Annotated in this window: 26 protein-coding genes; 17 read left to right on the top strand and 9 right to left on the bottom strand. The window is 71.5% G+C overall.

The features are described from left to right. Positions 1–14 precede the first annotated feature (14 nt). The 7 genes from IH61_RS0110100 to IH61_RS0110070 all read left to right on the top strand — a co-directional run bounded on the left by IH61_RS0110100 (position 15) and on the right by IH61_RS0110070 (position 4336). Positions 15–731 (top strand): DUF2625 family protein, encoded by a 717-nt coding sequence (locus tag IH61_RS0110100; protein ID WP_031067984.1) that lies wholly within the window; start codon positions 15–17, stop codon positions 729–731. A 116-nt stretch (positions 732–847) separates the two neighbouring features. Next, entirely contained in the window at positions 848–1192 is a 345-nt protein-coding gene (locus IH61_RS0110095; protein ID WP_031067983.1) for a hypothetical protein, read from the top strand. A gap of 177 nt (positions 1193–1369) precedes the next feature. Then, positions 1370–1888: a GNAT family N-acetyltransferase gene (locus IH61_RS0110090; RefSeq protein ID WP_420713877.1), complete on the top strand. Its 519-nt coding sequence runs from the start codon at positions 1370–1372 to the stop codon at positions 1886–1888. 47 nt (positions 1889–1935) lie between these two features. After that, the gene (locus tag IH61_RS0110085; RefSeq protein ID WP_031067981.1) at positions 1936–2490 is read left to right on the top strand and encodes a GNAT family N-acetyltransferase; all 555 of its coding nucleotides are present in this window, start codon (positions 1936–1938) and stop codon (positions 2488–2490) included. Positions 2491–2640: 150 nt separating this feature from the next. Further along, positions 2641–2862, top strand: a complete 222-nt coding sequence (locus IH61_RS0110080) for a hypothetical protein (protein WP_031067980.1) — start codon at positions 2641–2643, stop codon at positions 2860–2862. A gap of 128 nt (positions 2863–2990) precedes the next feature. Beyond that, positions 2991–3743, top strand: coding sequence for an alpha/beta fold hydrolase (locus IH61_RS0110075; protein ID WP_031067978.1), 753 nt, complete (start codon positions 2991–2993; stop codon positions 3741–3743). Between the two features lie 77 nt (positions 3744–3820). After that, positions 3821–4336 (top strand): hypothetical protein, encoded by a 516-nt coding sequence (locus IH61_RS0110070; RefSeq protein WP_031067976.1) that lies wholly within the window; start codon positions 3821–3823, stop codon positions 4334–4336. Between the two features lie 64 nt (positions 4337–4400). Here IH61_RS0110070 and IH61_RS0110065 read toward each other — a convergent pair whose 3' ends face one another. From IH61_RS0110065 to IH61_RS0110050, 4 genes are all read right to left on the bottom strand, one after another. Then, positions 4401–5216, bottom strand: a complete 816-nt coding sequence (locus tag IH61_RS0110065) for an alpha/beta fold hydrolase (RefSeq protein ID WP_031067974.1) — start codon at positions 5214–5216, stop codon at positions 4401–4403. 91 nt (positions 5217–5307) lie between these two features. Next, positions 5308–7812 carry a DUF4132 domain-containing protein gene (locus IH61_RS0110060; RefSeq protein ID WP_031067973.1) on the bottom strand — a complete coding sequence of 835 codons (2505 nt, stop codon included), beginning with the start codon at positions 7810–7812 and terminating at the stop codon, positions 5308–5310. After that, entirely contained in the window at positions 7809–8201 is a 393-nt protein-coding gene (locus tag IH61_RS0110055) for a hypothetical protein (RefSeq protein ID WP_031067972.1), read from the bottom strand. The genes IH61_RS0110060 and IH61_RS0110055 overlap by 4 nt, the downstream gene beginning before the upstream one ends. Positions 8202–8231: 30 nt before the next feature. After that, positions 8232–9122 (bottom strand): helix-turn-helix domain-containing protein, encoded by an 891-nt coding sequence (locus IH61_RS0110050; RefSeq protein ID WP_031067970.1) that lies wholly within the window; start codon positions 9120–9122, stop codon positions 8232–8234. 363 nt (positions 9123–9485) lie between these two features. On the opposite strand from IH61_RS0110050, the gene IH61_RS0110045 reads away from it, so the two are divergent. The 4 genes from IH61_RS0110045 (at position 9486) to IH61_RS42750 (ending at position 11015) form a co-directional block, all read left to right on the top strand. Beyond that, positions 9486–9704, top strand: coding sequence for a hypothetical protein (locus IH61_RS0110045; protein WP_031067969.1), 219 nt, complete (start codon positions 9486–9488; stop codon positions 9702–9704). Further along, positions 9701–9916, top strand: a complete 216-nt coding sequence (locus IH61_RS0110040; protein WP_031067967.1) for a hypothetical protein — start codon at positions 9701–9703, stop codon at positions 9914–9916. Before IH61_RS0110045 ends, IH61_RS0110040 begins: the two co-directional genes overlap by 4 nt. 64 nt (positions 9917–9980) lie before the next feature. Then, complete coding sequence (locus tag IH61_RS0110035; RefSeq protein ID WP_031067965.1) at positions 9981–10499, top strand: hypothetical protein; 519 nt, start codon at positions 9981–9983, stop codon at positions 10497–10499. A 45-nt stretch (positions 10500–10544) separates the two neighbouring features. After that, the gene (locus IH61_RS42750) at positions 10545–11015 is read left to right on the top strand and encodes a hypothetical protein (RefSeq protein ID WP_051836694.1); all 471 of its coding nucleotides are present in this window, start codon (positions 10545–10547) and stop codon (positions 11013–11015) included. Here IH61_RS42750 and IH61_RS0110025 read toward each other — a convergent pair. Next, positions 11009–11860: a LysR family transcriptional regulator gene (locus IH61_RS0110025; RefSeq protein WP_234327108.1), complete on the bottom strand. Its 852-nt coding sequence runs from the start codon at positions 11858–11860 to the stop codon at positions 11009–11011. The two genes, IH61_RS42750 and IH61_RS0110025, sit on opposite strands and share 7 nt — an antisense overlap. A gap of 81 nt (positions 11861–11941) precedes the next feature. Between IH61_RS0110025 and IH61_RS0110020 the strand changes: the two genes are divergently transcribed. The 4 genes from IH61_RS0110020 to IH61_RS0110005 are packed head-to-tail and all read left to right on the top strand — an operon-like array spanning position 11942 to position 13434. Then, positions 11942–12403, top strand: coding sequence for a cupin domain-containing protein (locus IH61_RS0110020; protein ID WP_031067961.1), 462 nt, complete (start codon positions 11942–11944; stop codon positions 12401–12403). Next, a complete protein-coding gene (locus IH61_RS0110015) occupies positions 12400–12759 on the top strand; it encodes a DoxX family protein (protein WP_031067959.1) in 360 nt (119 codons plus the stop codon). Before IH61_RS0110020 ends, IH61_RS0110015 begins: the two co-directional genes overlap by 4 nt. A gap of 40 nt (positions 12760–12799) precedes the next feature. Continuing rightward, positions 12800–13030: a FitA-like ribbon-helix-helix domain-containing protein gene (locus tag IH61_RS0110010; protein WP_031067958.1), complete on the top strand. Its 231-nt coding sequence runs from the start codon at positions 12800–12802 to the stop codon at positions 13028–13030. Then, positions 13027–13434, top strand: a complete 408-nt coding sequence (locus tag IH61_RS0110005; RefSeq protein WP_031067957.1) for a type II toxin-antitoxin system VapC family toxin — start codon at positions 13027–13029, stop codon at positions 13432–13434. The genes IH61_RS0110010 and IH61_RS0110005 overlap by 4 nt, the downstream gene beginning before the upstream one ends. Before the next feature lie 95 nt (positions 13435–13529). On the opposite strand, the gene IH61_RS0110000 is transcribed toward IH61_RS0110005, so the two are convergent. Further along, entirely contained in the window at positions 13530–14387 is an 858-nt protein-coding gene (locus tag IH61_RS0110000) for a hypothetical protein (protein WP_031067955.1), read from the bottom strand. A gap of 342 nt (positions 14388–14729) precedes the next feature. On the opposite strand from IH61_RS0110000, the gene IH61_RS0109990 reads away from it, so the two are divergent. Beyond that, positions 14730–15341 (top strand): hypothetical protein, encoded by a 612-nt coding sequence (locus tag IH61_RS0109990; protein ID WP_324607591.1) that lies wholly within the window; start codon positions 14730–14732, stop codon positions 15339–15341. Positions 15342–15382: 41 nt separating this feature from the next. Here IH61_RS0109990 and IH61_RS0109985 read toward each other — a convergent pair whose 3' ends face one another. After that, positions 15383–16153, bottom strand: a complete 771-nt coding sequence (locus IH61_RS0109985) for a class I SAM-dependent methyltransferase (protein ID WP_031067953.1) — start codon at positions 16151–16153, stop codon at positions 15383–15385. A gap of 160 nt (positions 16154–16313) precedes the next feature. Between IH61_RS0109985 and IH61_RS0109975 the strand changes: the two genes are divergently transcribed. Continuing rightward, positions 16314–17036: a hypothetical protein gene (locus tag IH61_RS0109975; RefSeq protein WP_158844867.1), complete on the top strand. Its 723-nt coding sequence runs from the start codon at positions 16314–16316 to the stop codon at positions 17034–17036. A 52-nt stretch (positions 17037–17088) separates the two neighbouring features. Here the strand turns inward: IH61_RS0109975 and IH61_RS0109970 are convergent, their stop codons facing one another. Further along, positions 17089–17223 (bottom strand): DUF397 domain-containing protein, encoded by a 135-nt coding sequence (locus IH61_RS0109970; RefSeq protein WP_420713876.1) that lies wholly within the window; start codon positions 17221–17223, stop codon positions 17089–17091. A gap of 34 nt (positions 17224–17257) precedes the next feature. Further along, positions 17258–18121 carry a helix-turn-helix domain-containing protein gene (locus tag IH61_RS0109965; protein WP_051836691.1) on the bottom strand — a complete coding sequence of 288 codons (864 nt, stop codon included), beginning with the start codon at positions 18119–18121 and terminating at the stop codon, positions 17258–17260. Positions 18122–18153: the final 32 nt, after the last annotated feature.

Raw genomic sequence — 18153 nt, 5'->3', positions numbered from 1 at the left:
GCGATCATCGCCGGATGCGCGCACTCGAGGACCTGATCACCGTCGACGACCCCGCCTGGCCCGCGCTCGGCCCGGCCCTCGCCGCCACCGGAGCCGTACAGGTCCTGCCGCCCGACGACCCGGAGGAGGGGCGGCGCTGCCTGCTGCAACTCCAGGTCACCGCACGGTCGACACTCGGCGCGCTGGTGCTGCACACCGGCGGGCTGCTGCTCGACGGCGGGTGGCTGCGCGTCCTCGGCGGCGGCGCGGGCGAGTTGCCCGGGCTGGGCCGCGCCAACCGCTTCCCCGCCACCGTCGACCCCGGCTGGCAGCCGGGCACGGGCCTGGTCGTCGGCTACGACGTCCTCGGCGGCGTGTTCGCCCTCAACGGCCACGACCCCGCCGGCGCGGGCCGCCCCGGCGCCCCCGGCCAGATGACGTACTTCGCGCCCGACACCCTGGAGTGGGAGGCCATGGAGACCGGCCACTCCGGCTGGATCGCCTGGCTGCTGGACGACCGGCTGGAACAGTTCTACGACGGCCTGCGCTGGCCGGGCTGGCGCGAGGAGACGACGGCTCTGACCCTCTCCGAGGGCTTCACGGTCTACCCGTTCCTCTGGTCCCAGGAGGGTCAGTCCGGCCTCGGCGCCCTGAGCCGCCGCACGACGCCGATGCACCAGGTCCTGGGCTCGGCCGGCGAGTTCGCCGCCCAGCTGGGCCAGGCCGACCCGGGGTTCCTCGGCGAACTCTGACCACGCGCCGACCAGTTGCCCGCCTGCACGAGAAGTCGGCCGGGTCGAGCAGCTCAGGATGCTCTGGCGGCACGACTCGAGCCGCCGACGCGTTGAGCACGCGAAACGTAGGCGGAGTGGCACCTGAGGTAACGGGCGAATCGGTTTCCTGGGGCGTGCGTTGGGTCTGGGGCGTGGTTGGGCTGTTTCTGCTCGTCTGGACGGTGTTCGAGGCGGTGAAGCATGCGGGCTTGACCGTCCTGTTCGGGGTGGTGGGGTTCCTCCTGCCGCTCGTGCCCGGTTCGGCGGCCGTTCGGCGGGTGGCGCTGCGGGTCTGGGTACCGCTGGCGGTGGTGGTGATCTGCTCCGCGATTCCCGGGCCGCCCGAGAACAGCGCTGCGCCGTTCACCTTCGGGATCGCCTGGCTGACCCACATCGCGCTGCAGCGCGCCGCCCGGGGGAACGGCGTCCGCTCGTCCTGAGCGCCGGCCTGCGATCCGTCGAGTTCGGTGACGACGCCGAGGCTGCGCGCGTGCACGAGAAGTCGGCCGGGCCGACTTCTCGTGCAGAGGCGCGAACTGGTGCGTAGGTGGGGGGTGGTGGGGGATGCTCGGGGGGTGGGGACGGTGCGGGGTGTTATTCGGGTTGAGGGTGGGCTTGTGTTGCGGCGGTTCGAGGGGGAGGCGGATCTGGCGGAGTTGTTCCGGGTGGTGGAGGAGTCGGTGGAGCATCTGCGGCCGTGGATGCCGTGGGTGGCCGAGCACGGGGTGGAGAAGACGCGGGAGTACCTCGCCCGGCAGCAGGCGCAGTGGGAGAGCGGTGAGGAGTACAACTACGCGATCGTGCTGGACGGGGCGATCGTGGGGTCCCTCGGGCTGGCGCCCTGCGGGGACGCGCCGGAGGCGGGGCGGGAGATCGGGTACTGGCTGCATCCCGGGGCGACGGGCCGGGGGCTGATGACCAGGGCGGTTCGCGCGCTGGTGGAGGAGGCGTTCCGGCTGCCCGGGGTCGAGTACGTGGAGGTGGCGCACGATGTGACGAACCTCGCCAGTGGCGGCGTCCCGGCGCGGCTGGGGTTCAGCGTGCACCGCCGTAGGAGCGTCGAGCCGATGGCCCCCGGGGAGACCGGGGAGGAGCAGGTGTGGCGGCTGACCTGCGGTGAGGCGCGGGGACGGTAGCGCGAAATCGCTTTGCCGAGCGGGCAGGGGCAGGGAATGCTCCTGGGATGGAGACACCGCAGCCTGTCCTACGCCTGACCGACGGCCTCGCCCTGCGCCGCTTCGAGGGGGAGGCGGATCTGCCCGAGTTGTTCCGGGTGATCGAGGAGTCGCTGGAGCACCTGCGGCCGTGGATGCCGTGGGTGGCCGAGCACGGGGTGGAGAAGACGCGGGAGTTCCTCGCCGGGCGGGCGGGCTGCTGGGAGAGCCGGCAGGAGTTCACCTACGCCGTCACGCTGGACGGGGCGATCGTGGGCGTCTGCGGACTGTTCCGCCGGGAGGACACCCCGGAGGGCGGGCGGGAGATCGGGTACTGGCTGCGTCCCGGGGCGACCGGCCGTGGGCTGATGACCAGGACGGTTCGCGCGCTGGTGGAGGAGGCGTTCCGGCTGCCCGACGTCGAGTACGTGGAGGTGGTGCACGACGTGGCGAACCTCGCCAGCGGCGCCGTCCCGGCCCGGGCCGGATTCACCGTGCACCGGCGGGAGGCAGCCGACGGGGACCTCGCACCGGCCGAGAGCGGGGAGAACCAGATCTGGCGGTTGACCCGCCACGGCAGCTGACGGCAGCTGAGGGCGGGCCGGGCGAGGGCACGGTGCCGGTGGGGTGGGCTTCGGCGATCGTCGCGTGCATACTGCGAATGAGGGCTGCGCCCTCCAACTCGGCTCGGGCCGTGGACGATTGGTGATTCGGGGAACGGGGAGGCTGGACTCGTGGTGACCGTTGTGGTGTTCGGGGTCGTGCTGGTGGGTGTCATCGTGGGGGCGGCGGCGTTCCTGATGTTCCGGGAGCGGTCGCGCTCGCACGGGGCCGGGGAGGGCGCGCTGATCGAGGCGCGGCAGACGGCGGAGGCGGCGCGGATGCGGGCGGCGTACCCCACGGTGTCCGTTCACGAGAGCATCCTGGGCAACGAGGAGTTGTTCGTCGCCCGGTAGCCGTGGCGGGGGCGGGCGGCTCCTCGCCCGAGGGGCTGCCTCACCTGCGACGATCCGCAGACGACCGGCGAAGAGGAGCAGCCGGAAACCGGTGATCACCGGAGGGGTCGTCCGCTAACCTCTGCCGGATGACGATCTCTTACGACGTGGCGGGCGATGGCCCCGCAGTGGTGCTGCTCCACTCCTCGGTGTGCGACCGGCGGATGTGGGACGGGCAGTGGCAGGCCCTGCTCGAGGCCGGGTACCGGGTGGTGCGGCTGGACTTCCGCGGGTTCGGCGAGTCGCCGATGGCGGATGCCCCGTACAGCGATGCCGGTGACGTGCTGGACCTCCTCGACCGTCTCGGGGTGGGGAGCGCCGCGCTGGTCGGCGCCTCGTACGGTGGCAAGGTCGCGCTGGAGGTGGCGGCGACGCGTCCGGAGGCCGTGACGGCGCTGGCGCTGCTCGCCGCCGGGCTGCCCGGGCACGACCACAGTGCGGAGCTGCGGGCCTTCGGCGGCAAGGAGGACGAGCTGCTGGAGGCGGGTGACGTCGCGGGCGCGGTGGAGCTGAACGTGGCGGCGTGGCTGGGCCCGGAGGCCGGCGAGGAGGCCCGGGCGCTGGTCGGGGTGATGCAGCGCAACGCGTTCGAGGTGCAGTTGGCGGCGACGGAGTTCTTCCGCAGCAGCCCCGAGGTCGACCTCGGGAAGGTCACGGCCCGTTGCCTGGCCGTCGCGGGGGCGCACGACTTCGCGGACTTCCGCGAGATCGCGGCGGCCGTGCCCGGGCGGATCGCGGGCCCGGCCCGGCACGTGGAGCTGGAGTGGGCCGGCCACCTGCCGAGCCTGGAGCGTCCGGCGGAGGTGACGGACCTGCTGCTGGAATTCCTCGGCGGCGAGTGACGGTTCGTCCGTTTGCGTCGGGTCGCGGGTTCCCGTCATGATGTGCCGCCATTCGACGAACCGGGAGCACGCGAACCATGAACATGCAGGTCACCTATGACGCGACCACCGAGGACATCGTCGCCTCGGTCACGGCGAACGCGTCGGCCTCCCGGCCCTGGCTCCGCTGGACGATCGTCGGGCTGTGGCTGGCGCTGGCGGCGGCCTGCCTGGCCGCGGGCAGCGTCATGTTCGCGATCGCGGCGGTCTGCTTCGGGTTCGTCCAGGTGGTGAACATCACCGCGGGCGGGAAGCGGATGGGCCAGAAGGTCGCCCCGCGCTACGTCGGGCCGACGGTCGTCACGCTCACCGAGGACGCCCTCGAGCTGAAGACGCCGGCCCTGGACCGCCGCATCCCCTGGACCTCGGTCAGCAAGGTGGCGCACAACCCCGTGGCGTGGACGGTGCTGGCGCGGAAGGCGGGCGCCGCTCCGCTCTCGGCGACGGTGCTCAAGGCGCCGTTCACGGAGGCGCAGCGCGCCGAGGTCGACCGGTTCCTGGCGGGCCTGCCCAAGGTCGGCCACAAGGGCCAGGTGCCGGTCGGCGCGCGGTAGAAGAAGGCCGTAAGAGCGGTAAAAGCGGTAGGAAGAGCTGAGAGCTTCGCACGGGCCTCGGTCGTCAGCGGTGACGGCCGAGGCCCGTGACGTACTCCCGGAGGAGCCGGCCGAGGGCCTCGGGGTGTTCCAGGTGGACGTCGTGGCCTGCGGCGGGGACGCTCGCGGCCACGGTCTCGGGGCGGCGCTCCAGCATGGCATCGGTCTCCTCGGCGGGGATGATGCCCGCCTGGCCGAAGACGGCGAGCGTGGGGCAGGTGAGGCCCGTCCACTCGTCCCAGAAGGAGCGGCGGGCGTTCTCGGCCAGCGCCTCGGCCATCACGTCGGGGTCGAAGCGCGGCCACCAGCCGCCGTCGCGCTCCTCCAGCCCGTCCGCCCAGCTCTCGCCGACCGTGCCGCCGCCGAAGAAGTCGACGGCGGCGGCGCGGGAGGGGAAGGGCGTCGGCCAGGCGCCGAGTGCCTGGGCGATCTCGGCGGGCCGGCCCGGGTCGTCGCGGCCGGGCCCCGCCTCGACGAGGACGAGGCCGCCGGTCAGGTCGGGGTGCGCGGCGGCGGTGAGCATGGCGGTGTGACCGCCGAGAGACTGGCCGACGAGGACCGGCCGGTGCAGGCCGAGCTGTTCGACGACGGCGACCACGTCGGCGACGTACGCGGCGCGCGAGACGTCGCCGGGGCGGCGCTCGCTCGCGCCGTGGCCGCGCTGGTCGACGGCGACGAGGCGGTGGCGGTCGCGGTCGCCCAGGTGGGCGGCGAGGGCGTCCCACTCTCCCGCGTGGCCGGCCAGTCCGTGCAGCAGCACGATCGGGACGCCGGGCCCGCCCCGGTCGCGGCAGGAGAGGCGGACGCCCTCGCGGACGACGGTGTGCTCGGTCCAGGTCATGCCGGTTCTCCAGGGGTGGGCGCCTGCCACGACGACGGGGCGGCGATCAACCTAGGGCACGGCCGGGCCGTCGCGCCTGTGGTTTTGGTCTCTAGAGCTGGCTCAGGATCGTCGGGTCCGTGATCCTTGTGTCCTCGGCCAGCAGCATCGCCTTGCTGAGGATCACGGCGAGCATCCGGTCTCCCTCGAAGGGGAGATACCCGGTCTGCGGGGTGGCTGCGGCCGGCTTCGGGACGATGCACAGGTACTGGTCGTTCGGCGTCATCAGGATGTTGCCCGAGCCGAGGTGGATCTTGTACGTGTGGCGCTCGCCCTTCACGTGCAGGAAGCGCCCCTCCAGGGTGCAGCGGTCGGCGATCGCCAGCCGGGGTACGAGCCGCTCCAGCAGCGCGCGGCGCGTCTCGGCGCCCTGGCCGAGCTCGCCGAAGCCGTAGGAGTCCCAGTACGCGCGGTAGCGGCCTTCCGGTCCGCCGTCGTACCAGGTGGGGTCGTTGCCGACGCTCGCCACACCCACGAACAGGTCGACGTCGCGCAGGACCTCGGACAGCACGAGCGGCGGGACCTCGGCGATCGGCACCGGCTCCACCGGCTCGGCGCCGTCCCGCGGCCACATGCGGTACTCGCTGCCGTAGCAGTCCGCCTCGTTCTGCGGCGCGTCGATCGGGTAGAAGCGGATCTGGTCGGTGGTCAGGCGCAGGTAGCTGCCCGACTCGGTGGTGTCGTCGCCGTACTCCTCGCCCTCACCGTGGATCCAGTACTCGGCGCGCAGCCCCCACTGCGGCAGCGCACGGGTGGCGGGCGGGGCCGAGTCGTCGACCATCAGCCGCAGCTTGTTGCGCCAACCCCTCGCCGACGCGAGGGAGTTGAACTGGTGCTGGCGCAGCACGTGCGCGGCGAAGCGGTTGGAGTACGTGCCCGTCGCCCGTTCGGCGTCGGTCAGCAGGTACACCTCGCGGTGGGCCTGCTTGAACGGCTGGGTGATCGCGTGCCGCTCCAGCCAGTCCCGCCAGGCGACGATCTCGGCGGGCTCGTGGTCCACCGGGTGCCAGAGCCGGACCTCGCTCCCCTCCCGCACCGGCTGAACCAAGTCGTCCGCGAGGGTGCGCAGTTCGCCGTCCGCGAATCCGGCGGTCGTGCCGTCGACCGTCCACAGCAGCCGCCGGGCCAGGGTGCCGACCAGGGGGTGGTCGAGGTAGCGCTCGCGCCAAGTGGCGTACGGCCAGGTGCGGTTGGCGAGGAACTGGCGGTCGAGGCGCTCGCTCTGGGCGGAGAGCATCCCGTCGATGTCCTTGACCGCCGTCTTCAACTCCTTGAGCTCCTCGGCGTGGTCGCGCTTCACCACCGCCGGCACGCTCTTGACCTCCTTGCCCGCGGCGTTGCGCCAGCCCAGGGCCACCCTGGTGCCCCGGACCTCCAGGCCGGCCGTGACCTCGCCCAGCAGCAGCTCGGCCCGGCCGACCTCCGTCAACCCGTAGGCGGGGACGGCGAGTTCCTCGATCTCCTCGCGGGAGAGGCCCAGCGCCTCCGCCCGCGCCTGGAGCGCGGCGTCGACCAGCTTGAGCGTGCCCTTGTACGTCACGCGGGTGCCCAGGCGGGCGAGTTCGGCGAGGGCCGCCTCGCCGTCGATGCGGGAGAGCGCGCCGACGGCGGCGTTGGCGACCTTCGGGTTGCGCGGGCCCAGCCCGGGGATCTTCCGCAGGGAGGTCTCGACCAGGGCGCCGAGGGCGCGGGCCGTGTCCGCGCGGGCGCTGTCCGGGTGAGCGCTGTCCGGGTGGGCGGGCAGCAGGGCGAGCACCCAGGCCAGTCCGCGCAGGGCGTTGGCGTTGTACGGGTCGTATGCGCTCTGCCCGTCCGGCCCGGCGAGTTGACCGTCCAGCGCGAAGGTGCGGCGGCCGGCGAGGGCGAGCCAGGGCAGGACGGCGGTCCGGACGCGGTCGGCGCCAAGCGGCAGGATCAGGCTCTCGGCCCGCTTCTCCCACGGGCGGGAGGGCTTGGCCGCGGTGGCGGTCACCGTGTGCCGCAGGAGCGCCTGCATGTCGGGGTCGTCCCGGGTGTCGCGCACGGCCTGCTCGGCCCACACCTCGCCGACGTTGAGGACGGGTTCGGTGAGGGCGGCGGCGAACTCGACGAGCGGCTTTCCCCAGTACGGGCTCAGGGCGGAGCGCCGGAAGGCGGCCACGATCTCGGGCGCGAGGGGGCGCCCGGCCTCGAGTTCGGCCCCGGCGAGGAGCCGGTCGCGGTCGCGGTACCCCACCGTCGTCTCCCGGCCGAGCCCGGCGAGCGCCTCCCGGTGCTCCTCCGGGAGCCGGTCGCGGAACAGCTCGGGCGCGAACTCGCCGAGCAAGGGCGGAACTTGAGCGCGGACGACCGTGCCCTCATCGGCCGCGTGGTAGCGCGCGACCAGCGCGTCGGCGAGCGCCGTACGGCCGTCGGGCCGCAGCGCGCGCAGGTCGTGGAACACCTGGTTCCACCGGCTGTCGTAGAGGACGCCCTCGTTCGCGGCCGCCGCCCTCAGCAGCGCGGCGGCGAGTTCGTCCGCGCGCCCCGCGAACGGCCGGAGCAGCTCCGTGACCTCCCGGAAGTCCAGCACCGTCATCCCCCCACCAGCGGAACGAGCTTCAGGAACGTGACCTCGGTGCCGGGCCCGAGCTCGACCTCCTCCTCCGGATCGGTCACCTGCCGCTCCCCCACCAGCACCAGGAAGCCGTTGCCCGCGAACGCCCGGAGCGCCAGCTCGCTCTGCGCCTCCGGGTCGATCCGGCGCGGCGTGCGCAGCGTGTACCCGTTCAGCACCCGCTCGGTGTCGTGCGGCTGCACCAGCCCCTGGAACACCTGCGGCGCCTTCGCGTTGAACTCGGCGACCTCCTGGAACACCCTGCGCCGGATCAGCTCGCGCACGGTGAGCCTCTCCTCGAGGATCTCCAGCCCCCATCCGTCGCTGCGGTCGCCGGCCGTCGTCTCGTCGACGAACATCACGATTGCCATGCCGCGAACAGTACGGGCCCGCGGTGACACTCACGCCCGGCGGGTCTCCTGACTGCCCTGGTCGGCCAGGTAGTCGCCGAGGCTGGGCAGGGCGCTCCACAGCTGGTCGAAGTGGGCGGTGAAGTAGCTCATGAAGGTCCGGTCCTCGACGCTGAAGCCGTTGAGCTTCTGGCGGGCGTGGCCGGAGAAGGCCAGGAAGACGACGCTGTCGTCGATCAGCGCCATGTTGAGGCCGTCGGCCGCCGCCGTCCAACGCTGCACGCGGGCCTCGTAGTTGAGCAGGTCGTCGGTGTCCTCGTGATGCTGCCGGGCCCAGGCCAGCATGTCGGCCTGCGGGACGCCGTCGCGCTCGGGGATGCCGATGATGCGGCGCACGCAGCGCTCGTCCTCGCTCTCCGCGGCGGCCCAGGCCAGGATCTCGCGGAAGTACTCGACGGAGGCCGGGGTGGTCAGCGCCGTCGGCGGGGACTGGCGGGTGTAGGTGAGGCGGATCTCCGCGCGGGCCAGGCGGACGCGCTCGGTGGCGGCGGCGTAGAACTCGGGGTTGTTCCGGTACCAGTGGGCCGACAGTTCGGCGGCCCCGACGAGGTGCTCGACGATCGGGGGCGCCTCCTGGTCGGGCTCCGACGCCGGGGTGGTCGTGGCGCACTCCAGGCGCAGGGTGGTCAGCTGGCCGCGCGCCTCCTGCCAGCGCGGCTGCCACGCCTCCGGCCGCTCCCCGCACGCCTCGGCGAGGGCCGCCATCTGCTCCCAGCTGGGGAAGCGCTTGCCGTTGAGCAGCGCGGACACCGTCGTACGGCCCCACCGCATCCGGGCCGCGAGGTCCTGGAGCGTGGGCTCGCCGCCACGGGTCCAGAGCTTGCGCAGCTCGGCGGCGAATCGGAGTTGGGGCGCCGGGATCGGGTCGTACGGCTTCGACATGGCTTCCCTCGGGACGGGCGCGGGCGGGCGCTGGCGGGAACGGGCGGGAACGGGCGGGAACGGGCGGACGACGGCAGGAAACGGCGGAACCGATGCCCTGATTGTCCGTCAACGACCGCTTGTGCCACCCGGGTTCCGCCGTTCGTCGGCGAATGCCGCCGGTGTCCGGCTGGGACCGTGCGCGTTCGCGATTCATTGAAGGCCGCGAGGGGCGCTCCCAGACTCGAAGTACCCGGAAGAACCGGCTACTTCGGCGGAGGGAGAACCCCATGTGATCCACCACCGATGAACGCACGGATCGGACGAACCCCGCCGTCCCGGGCCCGCGCGCCCGGGACGGCACCACCAGAAGGAGAGGACCAGATGCTCGCAGACATCACCCTGGACCTGCCCCGGGCGCACCTGCTGTTCGTGGCCGTGCTCGTGCTCGGCACCGTGCTGGTGCTGGGCGGCTTCCTCCCGGCCGAAGCCCTGTGGGGCGCGCTCGCCGCCCCGCTGGCCCGGCTCACCGCCGGCCCCGCCGCCGGACGCACGGGCCTGCACTACGCGGGCCGCATGCGGGGCCGGAGGGCCGCCCGATGACCGGGGGCACCGAGAGGCACTGCCCGTCCTGCCGGACGGACACCCCGTTCGACGGCCCGTGGACGGTTCCGGTCGTCCACTGCTCGGGCACCCTGGAGATCCGCGAGGAGTGGACCTGCCGCCAGTGCCACAACCGCACCTCCACGCCCCGCCGCCCCACCGACCCCCGCCCGTCCTGCCTCCCGGGCCCCGACCCCGGAAGCTGTCACTGAGCTCCCCACCCGGGCCGCCCCGCACCAACGGGGCGGCCCGGGTGCGTCGCGTTATGCTCCGGCGGTGACGCTCTACTTCGATCCCACGGCCGGTCTCGGCACTGATCGCGACACGTTCCAGGGCCGCTGGGAGGACAAGCTCTGGCTCAACGTCCCCGGGCCCTTCTACGGTGCCGATACCGACACCTGCTGGACCGGCAGGCTTTCCGCGCCCCAACACGTGCTCTACGGGGGCGACTACCTGACCGAGTACGTGTACCGCCAGCCCCGCACCCCGACGGAGGTCGCCCTGCTGGTGGAGGGGGCCGACCAGGACCCCTTCCTCGGGTACGGCTGCGACGGCGACACGCACTGGACGCCGGAGGGCGTCCGGAAGTGGTGGCGCGACCGGGGTCGGGTCACGGAGTTCCTGTCCGGCCGGGACTGGGACGCCTACAACTCGGTGGAGCAGGGCATCGCCGCCTCCGTCCGGGACTTCGAGTCCTACCTGGCCGGCGGCCTCGCCCAGGACCTGCGGATCTACCTCTACTGGCTGGAACAGGGCAGCTCCCCCACGCCTGAGGACCGGCTGCCGGAGCTGTAGCAAATCGTTCGCACACCGTCCGTACGACGGTGCACACTGCTCGGCATGACCGAACCCGGAGACCGGCCCGCGCAGCCGCTGGAGTGGTGCGTCGTCGCCAACGTCGCAGCTCGGACGCGTCACGGGGAGGCGTCCGACGTCGAGACCAGCCTCAAGCACTTCGCGCCGGGCGCGAAGCTGTGGGTGTTCCCGCCCCGGTACCAGGGGGACGATGACCGCCTCCACGTGGTCGGCGTGCATCGTGGGAGTCGGACGCGCTACATCAGCATGATCCTCTTCCGGAGGCACCTGGAGAACTTCCGGGTCAAGGGCCTCTACAGCCCTGCGGTGCAGCGCGTGAAGGAGGGCAGCAAGTACTGGAGCTGGGGCCGGGTGTGGTGCTGCCCCCAGGTCGCCCAGCCCTGGATCGACCGGTGGAACGACCCCACCTCCGGCTCCGCGCCCGAGGACTTCCCCGCCTGGCCGGTCCGGCGGACCCACAGCCACAACGAGACCTGCCCGCACGGGAGTCAGTGACGGTACGCCGCTGTCGCGATGGCCACGAAGGAGCGGATCAGCGGGTTGGTGTCGCCCTCGTTCCACGCCGCCACCACCCGGCTCGGCGGCATGTCGAGCAGCGGCACCACGGCCAGCTCTGCGGGAGGCTCGTGTCCGAGCGGCGCCAGGCCGACCGTGCCGTTCCACAGCACGGCCTGCAAGCACTCCTGGACGGTGCTCACCACCGGGCCCTCGCGCGGAAGGCCCCCCTTCCAGTACGCCTGCCACACCGGGTCGGTGTCCGGCGGGAACTGGAACCAGCGACGGTCGGCCAGTTCGGCGAGGCTCAGGCCGTCGCGGCGCGCGAGCGGGTCGTCGGCGGGCAGGACCACGCCGACCGGGTCGGCGCGGAGGGTGCGGACCGTCAGGGCGGTCTCGTCGAAGGGCGCCCTGGTCAGGGCGACGTCGACCAGTCCGGCGCGCAGCCCGCAGGTCGGGTCGGTGAGGTCGGTCTCGCGGACGCGGATGTCGATGCCGGGGTGGCTGCGGCGGTAGGCGGCGGCGAGGCGGGCCACGCCCGGGTCGGTGCCGTCGGCGAGGATGCCGACGGTGATGGTCGAGGCGCCGGCCGCCACGCTCACGCGTACCCGGAGGCGGTCGGCGTGGTCGAGCAGGGCCCGCGCCTCGTGGAGCAGTACGGAGCCGACGGGGGTAAGCGTGACTCCCGTGGGCGAGCGGGTGAACAGCAGGGCCCCGGCCTCGGCCTCCAGCTGCTTGATCGCCCGGCTCAGCGGCGGCTGGCTCATGTGCAGACGGGTGGCGGCGCGGCCGAAGTGGAGTTCCTCGGCGACGGCCACGAAGTAGCGCAGGGTCCGTAGCTCCACGCTGCCACGATACCCGTGGGGTATCGGGGCGGCGGGATGGGTCTTGGACGGCGGCGGGCGCCCGGCGGTGCACTGGTGGGCATGACCGAAGAAACCCGCGCCACGGTATCGGTGGTGCGCCCCGGTGAGGGCGAGAGCATCGTTCTGGGCACCACGCGCATGCGCATCCTGGAGGACGGCAGCCACACCGGCCACCGCCTCGCCATCGCCGAGTCCGTGCTCGCCCCGCACACGCAGGGGCCGCCGCAGCACCGGCACGCCCGGCACGACGAGGGGTTCTACGTCCTGTCCGGCACGGTGCGGTTCACCGTCGGGGAGGAGACGTACGACGCCGTCGCGGGCACGCTGGTGATGGTTCCGCCCGGGGCCCCGCACACGTTCGCCAACCCGACCGACGAACCGGCCGTCCTGCTCAGCACGTTCACGCCGGACCTGTACGTGCAGTACTTCCGGGACCTCGCGCAGGTGATGGCCGACGGCCGGCCGCTGACGCCCCAGGCGAACGCCGAGGCGATGAGCCGCTATGCGACGGAGCCGGCGTGAACCTCGCGTACTGGGTCCTCGCGGGGCTGCTCGCGCTGTTCTACGCGTACGCGGGCGTGCTGAAGCTGGTCCGCAGCCGGGATCAGCTCCGGCCGATGATGGCGTGGGTGGACGGCGTGCCGCTGCCCGCCCTGAGGGCGCTGGGGGTGGTCGAGGTGCTGGGCGCAGCGGGCTTGGTGCTGCCGCCGCTCACCGGCGTCGCCCCGGGGCTGGCGACGGCGGCGGCCGTCGGCTTCGTGGTGCTGCAGTTCGGTGCCGTCGCCGTCCACCTGAGCGGCGGCGATCGAAGGATCGCCCTCAACGCCGGGCTGCTGTGCGGTGCCGTCGTGACCGCCTGGCTTGCCACCCAGTCCTAGTCATTCTGCATTTTGCAGAATATGGAGCTAGAATGCAGACATGACAGCCCTCACAATCCGGGATGTCCCGGACGATCAGATCCAGACCCTCAAGGTCCGCGCGGCCCAGGCCGGTCAATCGCTCCAGGCGTTCATGCAGGAGCTGATCGCCAGGGAGACAACCAAGCCCACGATGGCGGAGATGATGGCACGGCTGGACCGGGAGACCACCGCCAACATCACCTCGGCCGATGTGCTTGCCGCCATCGATGAAGGGCGCGCCGGACGTTGATCGTCATCGACTGCTCCGCGCTCGTCCTGGCTCTCACGGCCCACGGTTCTGACGGACAACTCGTCCGTGCCCGGGTGGCCGAGGCAGGGGACGTGCACGCGCCCACCCTCCTGGACTACGAGATCCAGTCAGCCCTGCTGGGCATGCAACGTGGCGGCAAACTGACCGAGAAGGAGGCCGAGAGGGCGGTCGCCGCGTACCGAATGCTTCCCATCACGAAGCGCGAGACCTTGCCCTTCTGGGACCGCGTGAAGAAGCTGCACGCCAACCTCAGCGCCTACGACGCCCAGTACGTCGTTCTGGCGGAAGCCCTGGGCGTGCCTCTCGTCACCAGCGATGCACGGATCAAGCGCAGTGGCGCGGCAAAGTGTGAGGTCGAGGTCTTCACTTCGACCTCACACTGATCATCTCAACAGCGCGCCAATTCACTTGGCCACACGGTGATGCGCCCGGCCTCGGTCGTCGGCAGTGGCGACGACCGAGGCCGCCGTACCGTTCGCTACACGGCCGGGGTGCAGATGACGTTCGCGACGAGGGTGCGGTACTCCGTGTCGCTGGTGTTGGAGGCCGTGACTTCCCATCCGTTCCCGTCGATGCGCAGCCGGGACGACATGAGGAGGGCGTAGTAGTTGGGGTCGGTGCCGTTGAACGAGGCGCGGCCTCCGCCGCCGGTCACTTCCTCGCCGGCCGGGCACAGCGCGTCGGCGATGGCCTCGCCGTGCGGCGGCAGGCTGACGGCGGGGCCGTCGTGGATGACGTGCGGTGCTCCGGCGACGCAGACCACGAACGAGCTGAGCTGCCGCGGGAGGGTCGTGTTGTTGACGCCCCTGGTGAACCAGCCGCCGTAGGTCGGGTACGTGCCCAGTGTGAGCGCGTCCCCCGCGTCGGTCCAGAAGCCGCCCCCGCTCGGCACGTAGCCCCGGGGGCAGTTTGCGCTCACGGCGGCGGTCCACGGCGAGCTGCGCGGCAGGTCGATCCGTTCCGAGTCGAAGGTGTAGTGGACCAGCTGGCTGCAGATGACGTAGGCCGCGGCGTACGCCGGGGAGCCGGTCTCGTTGCTGTAACTGGCTTCCCAGAGGGAGCCGTTGATGGAGGAGCTGTTGAGGAAGAGCCCCACCGCCTTGCTCACTCCTCCGCCCCCGCTGGGCTCCCAGCCGGCCGGGCACTCGGCCCTCGCGATCGCGCTCTCCCCGGCCGGTACGAGGACGTCGGGACCCTGGACCCCGAAGTGCCTCGGGGCAGCCTGGCGTCCCGGGGCCGGGGCGGCGGCACTGGCGGGCGCTTGGGTCACGGCGGTCAGGCCGCCGGCGGCGAGGACCAGTGCCGCGACTGCGGCGGGGATCGTCGAGCGGGGCATGGTCACGTCTCCTCGGGATCGGCTGCCGGGGCCGCAGCACATAGCCCAAGGGGAGAAGCCGTGATGCCGGGTCGCAATCCGGCGGTGGCGGCCGGGTGACACGGCGGAGCAGGAAGTCGGCTGGGCCGACTTCCTGCTCCGGTGAGCGGATACCCCACCAAGGCTGTGAAGCACCGGCTCAAGCAGATCCAGTACTGTCCGGACCTCGTTGACGCCTGCCTGGCCGGCACTGGCCTGATCATGGACGGCTGACCAACATCACGAATAGCCTGTGCGGTTGTGAATCGCTTCCATACGCAGGCGCTCACCGGCCTCAGCCGACGGGCGCGGTCGTTCGTGGCCATGCACGGCATTCGCCTGGACCCGCGGCCGTTGGAGGAGCACCGGCGGTTCTGGCGCGAGCGCGAAATCCCCGACGAGCAGATCGACCGGATGATCGCCTTCGAGGAACGATGGGGAGGGCTGGCGCTTCCCCCCGCGCCCGCTTACGACGGCGGTCCGCGGCTCTTCGGTGCCGACAGCCCGGAGGGTACGGCTGATGACGGCTGGTGGTTCGAGGCCGGCGACCAACGCTCCGCCGTCCCCTTCTTGTTCATGATCGGCCCGAACGATGAGTTCGGCATCCACGGGCCGCAGTGGGCGCCGCTGCACGCCGGCGTCGAAGGATGGGTCGAATCGGTGGCCCTGGCCCACCATGTCGCGCTCTTCGCCAGGACCATCACCCGCGTGCACGGCGCCGAGCTGGATGCCCTCGACCTGGACGGCTTCGAACCGGTCCCGGAGGTCCAGGGCCTGGCCGACACCTGGTGGCGGGGCCGGGACTCGTACGTGGCGGTCTACCGTGGAGAGTCTCAGGCGTTCGCGGGTTCGCGTGCGTTCGGCAGCCCCGCCCCGCAAGGGTTGGTGTACCAGGGCCTACCGGAGTGGGCCTGCCGGCCATCGTCGGCCGGGTAGCGCCGCAATCCCCGCGCGACCATGCCGCACCGCCGACCACTTCACTTCGCAGCACGGAGTGTGTAGAGCTGCGGGACGCCCACGCCTGCGGGGAGGCGGAAGTGGCCGCCGTCGTGCTCGTGCAGGAACTCCAGGCGCAGGCCCGCCGCGATCAGGGCGCTGACGACGTCGCCGATGCCGTGCCGCCATTCGTACGTCAGGGTTGCGGTGGTCGCCGCAGTCCGGTCGGCGTAGCTGCCGGGCTCGTCGACGACGATCGGATCGCGGTGGAAGTAGTCGCCTTCGACGGTGCGGCCGTCCTCGGCGAGGACTTCGGTCACGGGATGGAACTCGGCCAGGTACAGGAAGCCGCCCGGGGCGACCAGGGCCGCCGCCGTCCGTGCCCACCGGGCGATGTCGGGAAGCCAGCACAGGGCACCGAGGCCCGTGTAGACGATGTCGAAGGTCTGGTCGTCGAGTGCGCGGACGGCGTCGTACACGTCGGCGGTGACGAACCGGGCGGTGGTGGCGCCGATCTGCGTCGCGAGGCCGTCGGCCACGTCCACGGCGGGCGCGGAGAAGTCGAGGCCGGTGACGGTGGCTCCCCGGCGGGCCCAGGACAGGGTGTCCAGGCCGATGTGGCACTGGAGATGGAGCAGGGTCTTCCCACGGACGTCGCCGACCTCGGCGGGTTCGAAGTCGCGGAGTGTGTCGCCGCCCGCGACGAAGCCGGGGAGGTCGTAGAAGGTGCCGGCGGTGTGGATCGGGACGCGTTCGTCCCAGATCGCGCGGTTGGCCGTGCGCCAGTCGGCCGGGTCTGAGGTCGCCACCATGACGGACACCGTATGCAGGCGCACGGACGGTGATCAATCCGATTTCGGAATCGTGCGGTACCTTGATCGGCCGTCAGCCGTCCGTGATCCATTGTGGTCGGACGGCTGGCGTGTTCAAGCAATTCGTTCTGATTTCGGGGGATTTCGAACCATGCGTTCCATGCGCATCACCCTGGCCGCAGCCGCCGTCGCGTCGCTGACCCTGACGCTCGCCGCCTGCGGGCCGGACAACGACCCGGCTCCGGCTGCCACCGGCGCCGCTTCCAAGGCACCCACGGCTGCCGCACCGGCGGCGGGGAAGCAGTTGACGCAGGAGCAGCTCGTGAAGGCGCTGCTCACCAAGAAGGATCTGGACGCGGACGAGCAGCGCTCGACCGTGGGCCCGACCCAGCACGAGCACAAGCAGACTGCGGAGAAGCCCGCCTGCCAGGCCATCGCGGACCTGGACGACGCGGGGAACGCGGCGAAGGCGCCGGCTGCTTCGGCGACGGGCGCGTACTACCACGGCATGGGCCGGGAGTACCTGGAGATCCACCTGACCCAGTACGCGCCCGGGCAGGCGGAGAAGGCCATGGCGGCTGCGGAGTCGGCTCTCGCGTCCTGCGCGAACGTCAAGATCGCCATGACGGGCATGCCCAAGGCTCAGGCCAAGTTCAGCAAGGGGACGTACCAGGCGTCCGGGGACGCCACGCTGGCGTTGAAGGCGGAGTACCGCGAGGACGGCGGGCAGAACGCGGTGATGGAGACGAAGACCTATGTGTTCGTCCGCACCGGGGACGTGATCACGATGGTCGCCAACTCGGCGCTCGCGGATACGTCGATGCCGGAGGAGAAGTGGGTCAAGCAGCAGTTGGACAAGGTCAAGGCGGTTCAGCAGGGCTGAGGTGACGCAACTGGCCTCGGTCGTCGGCAATGGCGACGACCGAGGCCAGAGGTCAGATGGCGGAGGCGCCGAACTCGCCGGAGCGGACGGCGGATACGAAGGACTGCCAGGCCGCAGGCGTGAAGGCGAGGGCCGGACCGCTCGGGTCCTTGGAGTCGCGGACGCGGCCGGGAGTCGCGTCGTCCACCTCGACGCATGAGCCGTTCTCAGCATTGCTGTGGCTACTCTTCCGCCACCGGCTTGTAGTCCCTATCACTCTTGAACCCCTGTGCGATTGACTGGATGAACTCCAGGGAATCCCGCGCCGGGAGCGCGGTAGCCCGGGCCACATCGTATGCGCGACGACACTTGGCCACCTCTGGCGGATCGTCCAGCAGTTGTCCCGCATGAGCCGACTCGCTGTATGCAAGTGGTGGGGCGTCCTCGAAGGTCATCAAGCTAAGCAACCCCGACAGCAGCGGATAGGCCCCGGCATCGTACGGGACTACTTGAACAACCATGCGCCGCTCTTTGATCAACGCGGTCACGTGATCCAGCTGATCCGCCATGACCTGGCGGCTGCCAATCACCCTCCGAAGGACCGCTTCGTCGAGGATGAACCACAAGCTGGGGCCGTCCACCGCAGTGATGCGCCGCCCGCGTTCGATCCGAGAGTCGGCCATCTCAGTGATCTGCTTCTCGGGGTACAGGATGGAACCCGCCGAGAACAACGCTCGCGCGTACTCTGCGGTTTGCAGGACGCCTGGCACGAGTTGCCCGGCGTACTCCTCGATGACCAGCGCTCGCGACTCGTGATCCGCCGCATGGGTGAAGTAGTCCGGGAAGTACGTGAAGCCCATCAGCGCGTGCAAGCGTTCCAGCGCCCCACCGGTGTTGAGCGCCTTGTCAATCAACTTGCTGAGCGCGAGCTGCGGCACTCGGGCCATCGTCTCCAACTGGCCGATGTAGGCCCCGGAGCAGAACACCACTGCCCCGAGCTGTTCCTGGGTCATCTTCGGGACCATCGCCTCGCGATAGCGCTTGAGTTCGAACGCGTAGAACTCGCGAGGGGTCATGCCGCCGAGGGTGAATTCAGGCGCGGGCATACGCAAATCCTAACTAGTAACTCGCTGTTCCT

Source organism: Streptomyces sp. NRRL WC-3742 (assembly GCF_000720635.1).
GTDB lineage: Bacteria > Actinomycetota > Actinomycetes > Streptomycetales > Streptomycetaceae > Kitasatospora.
This window is presented reverse-complemented; position numbering and strand designations above follow the sequence as displayed.

What these genes read in the sequence shown, in the direction of transcription:
- IH61_RS0110100 (WP_031067984.1), top strand. Translation starts at nt 15, where the DNA reads ATGCGCGCACTCGAGGACCTGATCACCGTCGACGACCCCGCCTGGCCC.
- IH61_RS0110085 (WP_031067981.1), top strand. Translation starts at nt 1,936, where the DNA reads ATGGAGACACCGCAGCCTGTCCTACGCCTGACCGACGGCCTCGCCCTG.
- IH61_RS0110075 (WP_031067978.1), top strand. Translation starts at nt 2,991, where the DNA reads ATGACGATCTCTTACGACGTGGCGGGCGATGGCCCCGCAGTGGTGCTG.
- IH61_RS0110070 (WP_031067976.1), top strand. Translation starts at nt 3,821, where the DNA reads ATGAACATGCAGGTCACCTATGACGCGACCACCGAGGACATCGTCGCC.
- IH61_RS0110065 (WP_031067974.1), bottom strand. Translation starts at nt 5,216, where the DNA reads ATGACCTGGACCGAGCACACCGTCGTCCGCGAGGGCGTCCGCCTCTCC.
- IH61_RS0110060 (WP_031067973.1), bottom strand. Translation starts at nt 7,812, where the DNA reads ATGACGGTGCTGGACTTCCGGGAGGTCACGGAGCTGCTCCGGCCGTTC.
- IH61_RS0110055 (WP_031067972.1), bottom strand. Translation starts at nt 8,201, where the DNA reads ATGGCAATCGTGATGTTCGTCGACGAGACGACGGCCGGCGACCGCAGC.
- IH61_RS0110050 (WP_031067970.1), bottom strand. Translation starts at nt 9,122, where the DNA reads ATGTCGAAGCCGTACGACCCGATCCCGGCGCCCCAACTCCGATTCGCC.
- IH61_RS0110045 (WP_031067969.1), top strand. Translation starts at nt 9,486, where the DNA reads ATGCTCGCAGACATCACCCTGGACCTGCCCCGGGCGCACCTGCTGTTC.
- IH61_RS0110040 (WP_031067967.1), top strand. Translation starts at nt 9,701, where the DNA reads ATGACCGGGGGCACCGAGAGGCACTGCCCGTCCTGCCGGACGGACACC.
- IH61_RS42750 (WP_051836694.1), top strand. Translation starts at nt 10,545, where the DNA reads ATGACCGAACCCGGAGACCGGCCCGCGCAGCCGCTGGAGTGGTGCGTC.
- IH61_RS0110020 (WP_031067961.1), top strand. Translation starts at nt 11,942, where the DNA reads ATGACCGAAGAAACCCGCGCCACGGTATCGGTGGTGCGCCCCGGTGAG.
- IH61_RS0110010 (WP_031067958.1), top strand. Translation starts at nt 12,800, where the DNA reads ATGACAGCCCTCACAATCCGGGATGTCCCGGACGATCAGATCCAGACC.
- IH61_RS0110000 (WP_031067955.1), bottom strand. Translation starts at nt 14,387, where the DNA reads ATGCCCCGCTCGACGATCCCCGCCGCAGTCGCGGCACTGGTCCTCGCC.
- IH61_RS0109990 (WP_324607591.1), top strand. Translation starts at nt 14,730, where the DNA reads ATGCACGGCATTCGCCTGGACCCGCGGCCGTTGGAGGAGCACCGGCGG.
- IH61_RS0109985 (WP_031067953.1), bottom strand. Translation starts at nt 16,153, where the DNA reads ATGGTGGCGACCTCAGACCCGGCCGACTGGCGCACGGCCAACCGCGCG.
- IH61_RS0109975 (WP_158844867.1), top strand. Translation starts at nt 16,314, where the DNA reads ATGCGCATCACCCTGGCCGCAGCCGCCGTCGCGTCGCTGACCCTGACG.
- IH61_RS0109965 (WP_051836691.1), bottom strand. Translation starts at nt 18,121, where the DNA reads ATGCCCGCGCCTGAATTCACCCTCGGCGGCATGACCCCTCGCGAGTTC.